The following is a 14,509-nucleotide window of genomic DNA, read 5'->3' on the forward strand; positions in this document are numbered from 1 at the left end:
TAGCGCTCGTTCACCTACGTCGTCCTTGTGGCGTTGACCGCACCGTTCGTATGGTCGGGTGATGCCGATCACCGCGCCGATGACGCCGCCCGGTCTGCCCACCTCCCTCGACTACCCCGAAGTCCCCGTCGGTTCGATCCTGGCGGCGGGTGCCGCGCGCTGGGGCGACCGGACGGCCTTCGCCCACGACGGTCACCAGCTCACCTTCGCCGAGACCCACCGCGCCGCCTGCCGGTTCGCCAACGCGCTGCGCGAGCGCGGCATCGGCCGCGGCGACGTCGTGGCGCTGCACCTGCCGAACTGCCTGGCCTTCCCGGTCGCCTACTACGGCACGCTGCTGGCCGGGGCCACCTTCAGCCCGGCAAACCCGCTGCTCCCGCCGGGCGACCTCGCGTTCCAGCTCACCGACTGCGAGGCCGCGGCGGTGGTGACGTACGGCCCGGTCGCCGGCGCGCTGGCGAGCGTCGCCGACCGGATCCCAGCGCGGTTCACCGTCGTCGTCCAGCCCACCGGCGACCTGCCCGAGGGCGCCACCGAGTTCGAGGCCTTCCACGCCGGCCGGCCGGAGACGCCGCCCGCCGTCGAGCTCGACGTCCACGAGGACCTCGCCCACCTCGCCTACACCGGCGGCACCACCGGCCGGTCCAAGGGCGTGCGGCTGACGCACCGCAACGTCGTGGTCAACACGCTCCAGCACGCCTGCTGGGGCACCGGCTCGGTGCCGGCCCTCGACGCGCGCGGCGACGTCACGATCGACCAGATCGGCAGCGAGGAGGAGTGGCCGTCGCGGCTGGGCACGGGCGTCGCGATCAACCTGACGCCGTGGTTCCACGCGATGGGCATCATCGGCGGCCTCAACGCGGCGGTGATCGCCGGCACGACGATGGTGCTGCACACGCGCTTCGACCCGGCGGCGTACGTCGCCGACGCCGAGCGGCTCCGCGTCACCGGCATGGGCGGCGCGCCGGCGCTGTTCGCGGCCCTGCTCGCGACGCCGTCGTTCCACACCGCCGACCTGTCGTCGGTCCGCTCGATCGGCTCGGGAGCGGCGCCGATGAACCACGCGATGATCAACGCGCTGCGCACCCGGTTCCCGGACGTGGTGGTCACCGAGGGCTACGGCCTCACGGAGGCGACGATGGGCGCGGTGATCTCGCCGACGTACCGCTCGGGCACGCGCAAGGTGGGCTCGGTGGGCGTGCCGATCTTCGACACGGAGGTCAAGATCGTCCCGGCCGAGGGCGGCGAGGACCCGCTCCCGCCGGGCGAGCGGGGCGAGGTCTGCCTGCGCGGCCCGCAGATCATGCTCGGCTACCGCAACCGCCCGGAGGAGACGGCGGCGGCCCTGGTGGACGGCTGGCTCCACACGGGCGACATCGGCATCCTCGACGACGACGGCTATCTGTCTATTGTGGATCGCAAGAAGGACATGCTGCTGTACAAGGGCTACAACGTGTTCCCCCGCGAGCTCGAGGAGCTGCTCACCACGATGCCGGGCGTCGCGGCGGCCGCGGTGGTCGGCCGCCCCGACCCGGAGGTCGGCGAGCTGCCGGTGGCGTTCGTGGTGCCCCGGGGCGCGCTGGACGCCGACGAGCTGATGGCCGCGGTCAACGAGAAGGTGCTGCCGTACAAGCGTTTGCGGGAGGTGCACGTGGTCGAGCAGATCCCGGTGTCGGCGGCGGGCAAGGTGCTGAAACGCGAGCTGCGGCAGCAGCTGTCCTAGAACGTCGGCTTGAACCGGCAGGACGCGGGGGTGGCCCGGCAGTCGTACCGCCGGGCACCATCGGTGCGCACGATGTACTCGATGTTGTGGGTGCCCCACGCGGTCGTGGCGAAGGCGGGCTGCCCGACGGGCGGGACGACCAGGGTGCGTTTGCCGCCGCGGTAGGAGTATTCGATGCGGACGCGCCAAAGGCAGAAGCACCGCTCGGTCTTGGCCTGGATCACCAGGTGCTCCGGCTTGCCCTGCTCGACGAACCGGATCTTGCCATCGGAGAGGTAGGGCCGCGCCAAGGCGGCGCCGTCCCCGGGCACCAGCGCGGGGATTTCGGCACCGGCCCCGGAGTCGAGCCGGAATTCGACGAGGGCGGTTTCCCCGCTGCCTTGCGGATCGGCGACGAAGGCGGTCCCGGCGAGCGGCGACCGCCGCTCCTCGACGACGGCGGTGATGTTCTCGATGTCGATCCGCGCGGAGCGGTGGCTTTCCAGGGTCACCTGCTGGCCGGAGGTGCCGAGCTGGGCATGGGTGTGCCGGCGCACCTCGTCGAGCACCTGCGCCGAGGCGGGAGTGGTGAGCTCGGCATCGGTGGCCCAGTACTGCCCGGCGAGGAGATCGGGCCGGCTTTCCCCACGCGCGGAGAGGACATCGTCGGAGAAGAGATCGCGGGCCCGATCGGCGACGAGCGGCGCAACCCCGGGAACGGCGACGGCCAGCACCAGAGGGGTGACGGTCGCGAGAAGCCATTTAGGCGCCCGGCCGAGCCCACGCCACCAGGCAGGCCCCTTGGTCGGCCGCCGGGCGGGTCGAAGGGAGGTCCGCCGCCCCGCGACGACCGGTGTCCGCTTCCGGCTCACGCCTCGGCACCTTCCTGGCCCGCGCGGAGGGAGGAGGCCGCCGGCTCCGATTCCCCGGCCGCCGCTGGCTCGGCCACCGACTTCGGCCCTCCGGCCGGCCCGGGCTCACCCGCCGGCTTCGCCGCTCCGGCCGCCGCTGGCTCCGCCTGCGCGCTCGCTTCTTCGCCCGATACCGGGTCGGCTGCCGGCTTCGAGTCGGTGGCCGAAGTCGGTTCTGGCTCCGCGTCCGGCCCGGGCGGCAGCTCCTCCCCGGGCTCCGGGTCCTCGATCACCCGCGGCCCCACCACCACCGCCAGCAGGGGCACCGCCGCCAGTGCCGCGAAGAAGCCCGTGCCGAACGTCAGCTCCGATCGCTGCGCGCTGATCCGGTTCGCCACGCCGGTCGGGTCCCACAGCAACCACGCGTTGATCAACAGCACCCCGTACAAGCCGCCGCACACGTACAGGGCCGTTGTTCGGGCCGCCGTCTGGGGCCAGCCCGTTGTCACCGCCGTGGTCACCAAGAGGACCAAGATTGCGATCAATCCCGCCCGGTAGATGCCGGGCCAGCCCGTGACCACCGCCGGGAGCTCTCCGTCGGTGATGTCGATCTCGAACCACGGCAGTGCCTGGGACAGCACCACCAACGGCACCGCGAGCACCAGCGCCGTCAGCCGGACCACCGGCGTGCGCCGGGCCGGCGGCGCAGCGGGCGCCGACGCCAGCGGAAGGCGCGTGGCCGCCGGGACGCCCGCCACGGCCACTCCGAGCCCGAGCAGCACCAGCCCCGTCGTGTAGAGCACCAGGCCCTGGGCCGCGTTCACCAGCACGTCCGGGTGGAGCTGCTCCGGATCCACGCCGGTGGCCGGCAGGCTGGACCGCATGTCGGCCGCGTTGGCGCGCAGCCCGACCACCATCGCCGCCAGCGCCGGCACCGGTGCGCACATCACCACCGGCAGCCAGCGGACCCCCGTCCGGCGGCGCGCGACCGACAACGCGAGCACCGCGCCCATCGCCGCCACCACCAGGAGCACCGCGAACGTCGGGCCCTGGCGCTCGATGGCTGTCACCGTCAACGGGAACGGCGGGTACCGGGAATCCACCCGCACCGAAACCCACGGGAACGTCAGCGCGACGACACCCAGCGCCGCACCGGTACCCGCCAGGACGACGCCGACGAGCCAGGGCACCGCAACGCCGCCGCCCGGCCGGGAATCCGCCATTTCCGCCCCTCGACCACTCCGGGAAATCCGGATTCAGGACCTTAGCGAATCCTCCCCGGCACCGAAGGCGAATCAGGGCAGAACGTCAGCGACCGGCCTTTTCGCGCAGCGCCGCGTCCTTGTCCAGCACCAGCTTCTCCAGGTCCGCCTGGAACTGCGCCATCTTCGCGCGCAGGCCCTCGTCGGACGCCGCCAGGATGCGGACGGCCAGCAGACCCGCGTTGCGCGCGCCGCCCACCGAGACCGTGGCCACCGGGACGCCCGCCGGCATCTGGACGATCGACAGCAGCGAGTCCAGGCCGTCGAGGTACTTCAGCGGCACCGGGACGCCGATCACCGGCAGCACCGTCGCCGACGCCACCATGCCCGGCAGGTGGGCCGCCCCGCCCGCGCCCGCGATGATCACGCGAAGGCCGCGGGAGGCCGCCGACGTGGCGTAGTCCAGCATGCGCTGCGGCGTCCGGTGCGCCGAGTAGACGCCCACCTCGTACTCGACGCCGAACTCGTCCAGTGCGGCGCCCGCCGCCTCCAGCGTCGGCCAGTCCGAGTCGCTGCCCATGATCACGCCCACCTGCGGCGCCATACCGACCTCTCCCGTCAGTGGATTTCGTAGCCGTCGAGCCAGACGGCGTGGGACAGCCAGTGCGCCGACAGCAGCGCGCGGTTGCGCAGGTCCTCCATGCGCTCACCGGTGAAGTTCACGTGCCCGAGCTTGCGGCCCGGCCGCTCCTGCTTGCCGTACAGGTGCACCCGCGCCTCCGGGTACCGCGCGAACAGGTGGTGCAGCCGCTCGTCCGGCCCCATCTCGGGCAGCTCCGGCGCGCCGAGCACGTTCGCCATCACGCACGCCGGCGCGATCAGGTCCGTCCGGCCGAGCGGGTAGTCGAGCACCGCGCGCAGGTGCTGCTCGAACTGGGACGTGCGCGAGCCGTCCATGGTCCAGTGCCCGGAGTTGTGCGGGCGCATCGCCAGCTCGTTCACCAGCAGCCCGGTGTCGGTCTCGAACAGCTCGACCGCGAGCAGCCCGGTGACGTCCAGGGTCGCCGCGATCCGCAGCGCCAGGTCCTGGGCCTCGTGCACCCGCGAGTCGGGCAGCCCCGGCGCCGGGGCGAGGACCTCGGTGTTGATGCCGCCGGTTTGCACCGTCTCCACCACCGGGTACGCCGCGCCCTGGCCGAAGGGCGAGCGGGCGACGAGCGCGGACAGCTCCCGCCGCATCGCCACCTTCGCCTCCACCAGCAGCGCCGTGCCCGCTTCGAGCAGCTCCGGCACGGTCTCGCGGGCGTGCTGCGCGGTGTCGAGCATCCAGACGCCGCGGCCGTCGTACCCGCCGGTCGCCGCCTTGAGCACCACGGGCCAGCCGTGCTCGCCGCCGAACGCCACCACGTCGTCCACAGAGGACACCTCGGCGAACGCCGGGCCCGGGACGCCGAGGCCCGCCATCATCTCGCGCATCACGAGCTTGTTCTGCGCGAAGCCGAGCGCGGACGCCGCCGGCCGGATGACGTGGCCCTCCATGGCCAGCGTCAGCAGGTGTTCCCCCGGCACGTGCTCGTGGTCGAAGGTGAGCACGTCGACCGAGGCCGCGAACTTCCGCAGGGCGTCGAGATCGGTGTGGTGCCCCAGCGTGACATCCCCGGCGACGAGCCCCGCCGCCTCGTTCTCGCTCGCGGCGAGCACGTGCAGGGACTGGCCGAGGGAGATCGCCGCCTGGTGGGTCATCCGGGCCAGCTGGCCGCCGCCCACCATGCCCACGACGGGCAGACCGGTGTGTTTGTCCATAGCGCCAGTCAGCCTAAACGGTCACGACCTGGGGTGACCGCCGGACCAGACGAAGCTCACGCGCCGCGAGCCCCAGGATGCCGCCCGCCGCCGCGAGCACGTACACATTGCCGAGGACCGACCACCCCAGGCCCCAGCCGAACTCGACGTCCCCGCCGTTGGGCACCAGCATCACGACCTGCGAAACGAACAGCGCCGTGACCGCCGCCGCGGCCCACCAGCGCGCCTTCACCAGCAGCAGCGTGATCAGCGGCACGCACCACACCCAGTGGTGCGACCACGACACCGGCGACAGCAGCAGCCCGTAGAACGCCGTCACGAGCAGCGCCGCCGCGTCCTCGCCACGCCGGTGCAGCCGCACCACCAGCCACACCGCGGGCACGGCGAGCACCGCCGCCACCCCGACCGCCACCGCCAGCGACCAGGGCGCCAGCGCCGAGGCCCGGTTCACCAGCCCGTTGAGCGACTGGTTGAAGATCCAGTGCACCGACCCGACCCGGCTCGGATCGGTCGCCGAATCCCGCCAGAACCGCATCGCGTCCACCGGGATGACTGCGAACATCACCGCTTCGAGCGCCACGAACGTGCCCAGGGCCCGCAGGCCGTCCTTCCACCGGCCGGTGAAGAACAGGTGCGGCACGAAGATCAGCGGGGTCAGCTTGATCGCCGCTGCCACGCCGATCAGCACGCCCGCCCACCGCGACCCGCGGACGGAGAGCACCAGGACGTCCAGCACCACGAACGCCATCAGTATCAAGTTGATCTGGCCCAGGAACAGCGTCTTCCAGACCGGTTCCAGCGCCAGGGCGATGACCGTTCCCGCCGGCAGCGCCCACCACCTTCTTCCCAGAAGGGATGTGCTCCCCGGCGACGACGAAACCACCGTGATGACGACCATAAGGGCGACCACCGACAAAACCGCGATCACGCCCCAGACCAGGCCCGATGGCACGAGGGCGAGTGGCAGGAACAGCGGCGCGGCGGCCGGGGTGTAGGTGAACGGCAGCCGCACCCAGTCCGGCAGCGCGGTCAGCACGTCCCGCGTGTAGAGCGGGTCGCCGTGCAGCAGCGTCAGCGCCCCCGCGCGGTACACGGCGCTGTCCGCGCCCAGGTGCCACCCGGCCAGCCAGACGACGACCCCGAAAGCCAGGACGAGCAGCGCGAGAACCCCGGCGAGAACGCGGCCGGTGCGCGCCTCAGACGCCGGCGGGGACGTCGACATCCGCGGCCGCCTTCTTCCGCGCTCGCCGCAGCAGCCCCCAGCGCAGGATCAGCGCGAAAGCCAGCACGACCGGCATCAGGATGTAGGCGTCCCCCAGCACGTTCTGCCACACCTTCCAGTGCAGCTCGACGTTGCGGCCGTTCGGCAGGATCAGCAGTACGCAGCTGACGAACACGAACGCCACCAGCCCGGTCCCGACCCAGCGCCGCCACGCCGTCTTCGGGGTGGTCTTCGGCAGCCGCGAAACCAGCAGCACGATCAGCGGGATCACCCACACCCAGTGGTGGGTCCACGAGATCGGCGACATCAGCAGCGTCCAGAACGCGGTGACGAGCACCGCGGCCAGCGCCTGGCCCTTGCGGTGGAAGCGCAGCAGCAGCCACAGCGCCGGGATCGCGAGCAGCAGGCCGATGCCCATCGCCGCCTTCGACGCCCACGGCGCGAGGTCGGTGGCCCGGTTCATCAGCGCGTTCAGCGACTGGTTGCCCGCCCAGTGCACCGGCCCGATCCGGCCGGTGTCGGGCAGCGTGACGGTCCAGTACTTGGCCGCGTCGTGCGCGTTGATCAGGAACATCAGGCCCTGGAGCAGCACGAACGTCGCCAGCCCGCGCAGCGCGTCCATCCGGCGGCCGGTGATGAACAGGTGCCCGAGGAACACCAGCGGCGTCAGCTTGATCGCCGCCGCGACGCCGACCAGGACGCCGCCCCAGCGGCTCCCCCGCGCGCCGATGACCAGCATGTCCAGCAGGATCATGGCCATCAGGATCAGGTTGATCTGGCCGAGGAAGATCGTCCGCCACACCGGCTCGAGGCCGAGGCAGACCAGGAAGAACACGATGGTCGAGCGGGCGGGCGAGGCCCACCAGCGCGGCCCGTCGGCGGCCGGGCGCGGCAGCGCGCCGATGGCGATCCGGATCGACAGCGCCATCGCCCCCAGCGAGACGGCCGTGATCAGGCCCCAGGAAATCTGCGTCGGGAAGGCCGCGAGCGGGACGAAGATCAGCGCCGCCGTCGGCGGGTAGGTGAACGGCAGCAACGCCCACCACGGCTCGTTCGGCAGGGTGTTGGCGTCGTAGAGCGAATCGCCGTTCAGCAGCGTCAACGCGCCGGCGCGGTAGACCGCGCTGTCGACGCCGAGCACCCAGTCGTGCTGCCAGCCGTAGATGCCGTACCCGATCGCGACCAGCGGAATCACCGACAGGATCAGGATCGACCGCGGGCGGACGGACAGCCGGGCGAGTGACTTCCGCAGGGCCAGCCGGTGCTGGGGTCTGGCCGCGACTGCGCCGTCGACGTCGGTGGATACGGTCCGGGTCACCGCACCAGGAAATCATGACCGGCCCGGTCGTGGTCCGAAGGGTCCGGGCGAAACCGGACTTTTCGGGTGTACTACGCGCGGGCCAGCTGGGCCAGCAGGTCGCAGGCCAGCTCGTGGGTGGCGGGCAGCCGCACCGCCGAGACGCGCGGGCGGCCGACGTCCGCCAGCTGGGCGTCGACCTGCAGCCGCTCGTGCAACGCCCGGCGCAGCGCGACGCCGCTCGAAGCGACCCGCTCGTCCTTCGGGACCAGGGCCGCGACGACGGACGGCCCGAGCGAAGCGACGCTCTGGCCGCTGTCGAAGACCGTCCGCAGCGCGTCCGCGACCAGGATCATCCCGGTCAGCCGCGGGAACCCGGCGATGGCACTGAGGTCGAGCGAGACGACGAGCAGCACGTGGTCTTCGGCGGCCGGGCGCTCGCGCGCTTCGGCGGCGCGGTAGACCTCCGCGAGCCGGGTACGCAGGTAGGCCGCCGACGGCAGGCCGGTCAGCGGGTCGGTGACCTCGGTGTGCACGAGCTGGTCGGTGGCGACGTCCGCCCAGGCCAGCGCGGTGGTCCGGAGCAGCCGCGCCGGTGTCGCGTCGACGTCCGGCGAGACGAAGCCGTCGCCGCTGTGATCGAGCACGGCGTGCAGCGCGGCGAGGTCGGTGAGGGTCTCCGCGAGGCCGGCCCCGGCCGCCGCCCGGGCTCTGGCCAGGCCGGCCAAGGCGGTTTCGGCGGCTTCGACGCGGCCCTTCGCCATCACCGCCGCGCAGACGGCGTCGACCTCGGGCAGCGCCCAGTCGCTCGGGAACCGCCAGCCCGCGGCGAGGCTGGCCGTGCGCCAGCGCGCCCGCAGCGCACGCAGGGAGGCGTCCCGTTCGGCCGGGGTGGGCGGAGTGTCACCGGAGCCGGATCGCGTAGCCGGAACATCCACTGGCCACCCGCCCCTTTCGTCCGGTTGATCCCGATCTTGTTCTGCGCTTCACGGTGTGGACGTACCCCGACGTGCCCCGTGACGCGTACTGACCGGTTTTTGTCGTGGACCTTTTCCCCGGCCGGCACCGGGGGTGGGTGATTTTGCTCCGCCGTCGGAGTCATCACACCGACCACGACGTGACCGCCGGGGGTGGGTCAGTCACACTTGTCTCGCGTCCCGGATCGGCCTGTAATGGCAGGTCCTGGCTCTAACCGACCGAGGAGTGCCGTGTCCACCGTTCCCGCCGATCTCAGCGGAAAGAGTGACGCCGAGCTGATCGCGGAGGTCCGCTCCGGGAAGATCAAGTCGTACGGCACGCTCTACGAACGGCACACCGGCGCCGCCCACAATCTGGCCCGTCAGCTGGCCCGCTCGAGCTCCGAAGCCGACGATCTCGTGTCCGAGGCGTTCGCCAAGGTGCTCGACACGCTGCGTAACGGCAAGGGCCCGGACACAGCCTTCCGGGCGTACCTGCTGACTGCGCTGCGTCACACCGCGTACGACCGCACGCGCAAGGAACGCCGGGTCGACCTCAACGAGGACATGACCGAGGTCGGGGGCGCCGCGGCCGAAGCGCTGACCGTGCCGTTCTCCGACACCGCGGTCGCCGGGCTCGAGCGGACGATGGCCGCCAAGGCGTTCGCCCGGCTGCCGGAACGCTGGCAGGCGGTCCTCTGGCACACCGAGATCGAGCAGCAGAGCCCGGCGGAGGTCGCACCGCTGCTGGGCCTGACCGCGAACGGCGTCTCGGCGCTCGCCTACCGCGCCCGCGAGGGACTCCGCCAGGCGTACCTGCAGGTCCACCTGCAGGAGAACGCCGAGGAACGCTGCCGCGCCTGCGCCGAGCGGCTCGGCGCGTGGACCCGCGACGGACTGTCCAAACGGGAACGCGCCCAGGTCGAGAGCCACCTCGACGAGTGCGACCGGTGCCGGGCGCTGGCCGCGGAACTGGCCGACGTCAACGGCGGGCTGCGCGCGATCATCGCCCCGATCGTCCTGGGCGGCGCCGCGCTGGGCTACCTCGCGACCATCGGCGCCGCGAAGGCGAGCGCGGCCACGGCGGCCGCCACGGGCGCGGCCGCCGCCGGTGCCGCGGCGGCGGGCGGCAAGGCCGGTGCGGCCGGGAGTGCCGCCGCGGCCGGGCCCCGCCAGTTCGCCGGGGTCGCCGCCTCGGGCACGGCGATCGTCGCGGCCGTCATCATCGCGCTCACCGCGGGTGGCGGGGTCCAGGAGGTGCCCGTCGCCGCTCCGGTGCCGGCCCCGGTCCAGCCGGCCCAGCCGCCGGCCCCGAAGCCGCAGCCCCCGGCCCCACCCGCGCCGCCGCAACAGCAGCAACCCCCGGCGCCCGAGCCGCCCGCGCCCCCGGCCCCACCTGCGGCTCCGCCGGTCGAGCCCGCTCAGCCGCCGGTCGCCCCGCCCGCCCCGCCTCCCGCGCCGGTCCCGCCCGCTCCGGCACCGCCGTCGATGTCCGCGACGACCCCGCCGGACGGCCTCGAGCTCAGCCCGGGCACCGCGACGAACCTGCCGATCACCGTGCGCAACGACGGCGGCAGCCCGTCCGACCCGGTGGCGGTCGCGCTGAACCTCCCCCGCGGGGTCCGCGCGGTCGACACCGGCGGCGGCGGTGCGCCACTGGCCCGCGCCGACGCGCCCGGCCCGGTTTCGGTGAACTGCCCCGGCGGCACGGGCAAGGTCACCTGCAAGACCGGCGCCGGCCTGCAGCCCGGCCAGAGCGCCACGCTGAACTTCCGCCTCCAGGCCGATGAGGACGCCGAAGGCGGCACGGTGACCGGCTCGGTCACCGCCGGCGTGCAGATCTCCGTCGCGGTGAGCGTCAAGGTCACCGTGAAGCTCCCGAAGGACGACATGGTCCTGGAAGCCCAAGGCGACGGGCTTTCGGCGTTCCCGTGGAACCACCACCCGCTGGTCTACGTGCGGGTCCGCAACACCGGCGAGACGACAAGGCCGGTCACGGTCACCTTCGACCACCCGCTCAAGCAGTGGTGGAGCCTGCGCGGCTTCCCCTGCACGACGACGGACGACGGCGCCACCTGCACGACGAAGAGCGCGGTGGCACCGGGCCAGCACGTCAACCTGTGGGTGCGGCTGAAGGGCCGTCCCGACGACGGCCGGGTGACGATCACGGCGGAGCTCGGCCGGGCGACGGCGCCGCCGGTGACCGTGGACTTCGGCTGCTGGCGCCACTGGTGCGGCAAGGACCCGCAGCCCCCGACGTCGACGACGACGGCCCCGACCTCCTCGAAGCCGTCCAAGCCGAAGCCGACCCCGTCGAAGCCGTCGTCGGCACCGCCGGTGACGACGACGGAAGAACCCACGCTCGAGCCGCCGGTGGCCACGACCACGACCAGCGCGCCGCCGCGGTCCGGCGGGAAACCCGGGGCCAAGCCGCCGACGGTCAGCCCGGAAAAGGCGTTCGGCTGGCTGACCGGCTGACCCCCTGATATCCGGACATTCGCGACAGCCGGCCCGCCTGAACCACGGGTAAACGCGGTGTACTCCTAGACTGCCTGGTGTGACCGTTGTGGAAACCGTGCTCAAGCGCACGCCGGAGCCACTGCGTTCGGTGCTGATCAAGCACCGGGAGCTGCTGAAGTTCGCGATCGTGGGCGGCACGACGTTCCTGGTCGACAACGGCGTCTGGTACGCGCTGAAGCTCACCGTGCTGGAGCCGAAACCGACCACGGCCAAGGCGATCGCGATCATCGTCGCGACCATCGTGTCCTACATCCTCAACCGCGAGTGGTCCTTCCGGACCCGCGGCGGACGCGAACGGCACCACGAAGCCGCGCTGTTCTTCGTCATCAGCGGCATCGCCGTCGGCGTCAACCTGGTCCCGCTGATCGTCTCGCGGTACGTGCTCGACCTCGAGGTCCCGCACGTGACGTTCCTGGTCCAGGAGATCGCGGACTTCGCGAGCGGCTCGATCATCGGCATGCTGCTGGCCATGTTCTTCCGCTTCTGGGGCTTCAAGAAGTGGGTGTTCCCGGACGAGCTGGGCGAGCGGCGGCGCGACACCGACCAGGTCACCCGTCTGCCCTGAAAAACTACTTGTCTCCTGACATGTAGTTGTCTAAAGTCATCCTCGTCAGTGTTCCTTCGTGAGGACGCCGTCCGGGTTCGGCCGGGCGAGCGGGACGATTCGAGGTGGTTTCCGAGCGCGAAGAGGTCGCATCCGTTCGCGGATGACGATGGAGCCTTTTCCCGACTCGACGGGACGCGTGTTCCGCGCGTCCGCATCTCTCGTCCCTTCTGACGAACCAAGGATTTCCTTTGCGCACGATCGCGCCTTCGCGCGCCCTCAAACCCGCCCTCGCGGGCCTGTTCCTGTCCGTTTTCCTCGCGATGCTCGACGCCCAGGTCGTCGCCACCGCGCTGCCCCGGATCGCCGCCGAGTTCGGCGGCACCGGCGCCTACGCCTGGGTCACCACCGCCTACCTGCTCGCCGGGAGCGCCACCGCGCCGCTGTACGGCAAGCTCGGTGACGTCTTCGGCCGCAAACGTGTGCTCCTGGGCGCACTCGCCCTCTTCCTGCTCGGCTCGCTCGCCTGCGGCCTGGCGCCGTCGGCCGCGTTCCTGATCGCCGGACGCGTCTTGCAGGGTGCCGGCTCCGGCGGCCTCTTCGTCTCCGTCGGGGCTTCGCTGGGCGAAATGTTCTCGCCCCGCGAAGGCGCGAAGTACTTCGGCTGGTTCTCGATCTGCTTCGCCGTCGCGTCGCTCGCCGGGCCGGTCGTCGGCGGCCTGCTCACCGGCCTCGCCGGGTGGCGGTCGATCTTCCTGGTCAACCTGCCGCTCGGGCTGGTCGCCCTGGCCTGCCTCCGGAAGCTCGAGCTGTCCACCCGGCGCCGGGAAGCGCCGTTCGACTTCGCCGGCGTGCTGCTGCTCGGCACGGCGATCACCGGGTTCACCCTGCTCACGCCCTGGTCGGTCGCCCTCGGCGCGGCCGCGGCCGCGGTGTTCGTGGTCGTCGAACGGCGGGCCGCGGCACCCGTTCTGCCGCTGCGGTTGTTCCGCGACCGGACGTTCACCGTGTCCGTGCTGCTCAGCGTGCTCGCCGGGTTCGCGTTCCTCGGCTCGGTCAACTACATCGCGGCCCTGCTGCAGGCCGACGCCGGTCCGGCCGAAGGCGGGCTGCGGCTGCTGCCGATGACGCTCGCCGTGTCGGTCGCCTCCGTCGTGGCGAGCAAGGTCATCGCCCGCACCGGCGCCTACCGCTGGGCACCGCGGTCGAGCATGGCGCTCGGCCTGCTCGCGGTGCTCGGCCTGCTCACCCTCCACGGCCTCCCGCAGGTCCTCGCCTGCCTGGTCGTCTTCGGCTGCGCGGCCGGGCTGAACCTGCAGGTGCTCGCCATGGCCACGCAGAACACCGCCCCCGCGGCGGACCGCGGCGCGGTCGCCGCCGGCGTCAACCTCGCCCGCGCGCTGGGCTCGGCCCTCGGCCCGGTCGCGCTCGGCTTCGCCTACCACGCCGGCACCCACAGCGTGTTCCTCGCGCTGCTGCCCGTGCTGGCCCTCGGCCTCGTCACGGCCTTCGCGCTCCCCCACGTCCCGCTTTCCCGATCGGAGAACCCCCGATGATCTTCGTCCTCGGCGCCACCGGCAAGGTCGGCCGCCACCTCGTCCCCGCCCTGCTCGACGCCGGCGCGCACGTCCGCGCCCTGACCCGCGACCCGGCGAAGGCCCGGATCGACCCGCGCGCCGAAGCCGTCCGCGGCGACCTCGGCACCTCGGACCTGCCCGCGCTGCTGGCCGGCGCCGACCGCGTGTTCGTGCTGACGCAGGGGCACAGCGCCGACCGGGAAGCGGCGGTCGCCCACGCCGCCGCCCAGGCCGGCGTCACCCACCTCGTCAAGCTGTCCACCACCGGTGTCCACTTCGGACAGCAGGACCCGATCACGCTCGCCCACGCCGAAGCCGAGCAGGCGATCCGCGAAGCCGGGCCGGCTTGGACGATCCTGCGACCCGGCGCCTTCATGGACAACCGGTTCGCCTGGCTCGGCTCGATCCAGGCGGAGAACGCCGTGTACGTGCCGGACACCGATCCGCCGTCCGCGCTGGTCCACGTCCGCGACATCGCCGAAGTCGCGACGCTCGTCCTGACGACGTCCGGGCACGAAGGCGCGACTTACGAGCTGACCGGCGGTGAAGCCCTCACGGCCGAGCAGCAGGTCGCCATCCTGGCCGAAGCGATCGGGCGTCCGCTGAAGTACGTCGAGGAAACCGAGAGTGCCGCGAAGGACCGCCTGGTCCGGACGTACGGCTGGCCCGCGAAGGCCGTCGACGGGCTCTTCGCCTTGAAGCGCGAGTCCGCGCCGCACGAGCACGTCGTCTTCGACACCGTCGAGCGGCTGCTCGGCCGTCCGCCGCTGACCTTCGCGGCCTGGGCACGGGAGAACGCGTCCGCGTACCATCACCTGGAGTAACCAGGGGGAGG

At 72.4% G+C, this 14,509-nt stretch carries 12 protein-coding genes; 5 read left to right on the plus strand and 7 right to left on the minus strand.

Going from position 1 to position 14,509, the window contains the following annotated elements:
- The first annotated feature begins 61 nt into the window (after positions 1–61).
- On the plus strand, positions 62–1,723 hold the full coding sequence (locus tag HUT10_RS22420) for a class I adenylate-forming enzyme family protein (protein WP_176173032.1): 1,662 nt from the start codon (positions 62–64) through the stop codon (positions 1,721–1,723).
- Here HUT10_RS22420 and HUT10_RS22425 read toward each other — a convergent pair.
- The 7 genes from HUT10_RS22425 to HUT10_RS22455 all read right to left on the minus strand — a co-directional run bounded on the left by HUT10_RS22425 (position 1,720) and on the right by HUT10_RS22455 (position 9,015).
- A complete protein-coding gene (locus HUT10_RS22425; RefSeq protein ID WP_254896980.1) occupies positions 1,720–2,436 on the minus strand; it encodes a hypothetical protein in 717 nt (238 codons plus the stop codon). The genes HUT10_RS22420 and HUT10_RS22425 overlap by 4 nt on opposite strands.
- A 134-nt stretch (positions 2,437–2,570) precedes the next feature.
- Positions 2,571–3,776, minus strand: a complete 1,206-nt coding sequence (locus HUT10_RS22430) for a hypothetical protein (RefSeq protein WP_254896981.1) — start codon at positions 3,774–3,776, stop codon at positions 2,571–2,573.
- 85 nt (positions 3,777–3,861) lie between these two features.
- Positions 3,862–4,359 carry a 5-(carboxyamino)imidazole ribonucleotide mutase gene (gene purE, locus HUT10_RS22435; protein WP_176173033.1) on the minus strand — a complete coding sequence of 166 codons (498 nt, stop codon included), beginning with the start codon at positions 4,357–4,359 and terminating at the stop codon, positions 3,862–3,864.
- 14 nt (positions 4,360–4,373) lie between these two features.
- Positions 4,374–5,558 carry a 5-(carboxyamino)imidazole ribonucleotide synthase gene (locus HUT10_RS22440; protein ID WP_176173034.1) on the minus strand — a complete coding sequence of 395 codons (1,185 nt, stop codon included), beginning with the start codon at positions 5,556–5,558 and terminating at the stop codon, positions 4,374–4,376.
- Positions 5,559–5,571: 13 nt separating this feature from the next.
- Entirely contained in the window at positions 5,572–6,780 is a 1,209-nt protein-coding gene (locus tag HUT10_RS22445; RefSeq protein ID WP_176173035.1) for a glycosyltransferase 87 family protein, read from the minus strand.
- A complete protein-coding gene (locus tag HUT10_RS22450; protein WP_176173036.1) occupies positions 6,755–8,098 on the minus strand; it encodes a glycosyltransferase 87 family protein in 1,344 nt (447 codons plus the stop codon). Before HUT10_RS22450 ends, HUT10_RS22445 begins: the two co-directional genes overlap by 26 nt.
- A 71-nt stretch (positions 8,099–8,169) precedes the next feature.
- Positions 8,170–9,015, minus strand: coding sequence for a GGDEF domain-containing protein (locus HUT10_RS22455; protein ID WP_176173037.1), 846 nt, complete (start codon positions 9,013–9,015; stop codon positions 8,170–8,172).
- 270 nt (positions 9,016–9,285) lie between these two features.
- Here HUT10_RS22455 and HUT10_RS22460 point away from each other — a divergent pair, with 270 nt between their 5' ends.
- The 4 genes from HUT10_RS22460 (at position 9,286) to HUT10_RS22475 (ending at position 14,498) form a co-directional block, all read left to right on the plus strand.
- Complete coding sequence (locus HUT10_RS22460) at positions 9,286–11,511, plus strand: sigma-70 family RNA polymerase sigma factor (protein WP_176173038.1); 2,226 nt, start codon at positions 9,286–9,288, stop codon at positions 11,509–11,511.
- Positions 11,512–11,590: 79 nt separating this feature from the next.
- Positions 11,591–12,118 carry a GtrA family protein gene (locus HUT10_RS22465; protein ID WP_176173039.1) on the plus strand — a complete coding sequence of 176 codons (528 nt, stop codon included), beginning with the start codon at positions 11,591–11,593 and terminating at the stop codon, positions 12,116–12,118.
- Positions 12,119–12,348: 230 nt separating this feature from the next.
- Complete coding sequence (locus HUT10_RS22470; protein ID WP_176173040.1) at positions 12,349–13,653, plus strand: MFS transporter; 1,305 nt, start codon at positions 12,349–12,351, stop codon at positions 13,651–13,653.
- The gene (locus HUT10_RS22475; RefSeq protein WP_176173041.1) at positions 13,650–14,498 is read left to right on the plus strand and encodes an NAD(P)H-binding protein; all 849 of its coding nucleotides are present in this window, start codon (positions 13,650–13,652) and stop codon (positions 14,496–14,498) included. The genes HUT10_RS22470 and HUT10_RS22475 overlap by 4 nt, the downstream gene beginning before the upstream one ends.
- The last annotated feature ends 11 nt before the right edge of the window (positions 14,499–14,509 follow it).

Origin of the sequence: Amycolatopsis sp. Hca4, assembly GCF_013364075.1 — a bacterium.
In the GTDB taxonomy this organism is placed as follows: Bacteria; Actinomycetota; Actinomycetes; order Mycobacteriales; family Pseudonocardiaceae; genus Amycolatopsis.

Coding starts and splice junctions, on each gene's coding strand:
- HUT10_RS22420 (WP_176173032.1), top strand. CDS start 62: ATGCCGATCACCGCGCCGATGACGCCGCCCGGTCTGCCCACCTCCCTC.
- HUT10_RS22430 (WP_254896981.1), bottom strand. CDS start 3,776: ATGGCGGATTCCCGGCCGGGCGGCGGCGTTGCGGTGCCCTGGCTCGTC.
- purE (WP_176173033.1), bottom strand. CDS start 4,359: ATGGCGCCGCAGGTGGGCGTGATCATGGGCAGCGACTCGGACTGGCCG.
- HUT10_RS22440 (WP_176173034.1), bottom strand. CDS start 5,558: ATGGACAAACACACCGGTCTGCCCGTCGTGGGCATGGTGGGCGGCGGC.
- HUT10_RS22445 (WP_176173035.1), bottom strand. CDS start 6,780: ATGTCGACGTCCCCGCCGGCGTCTGAGGCGCGCACCGGCCGCGTTCTC.
- HUT10_RS22475 (WP_176173041.1), top strand. CDS start 13,650: ATGATCTTCGTCCTCGGCGCCACCGGCAAGGTCGGCCGCCACCTCGTC.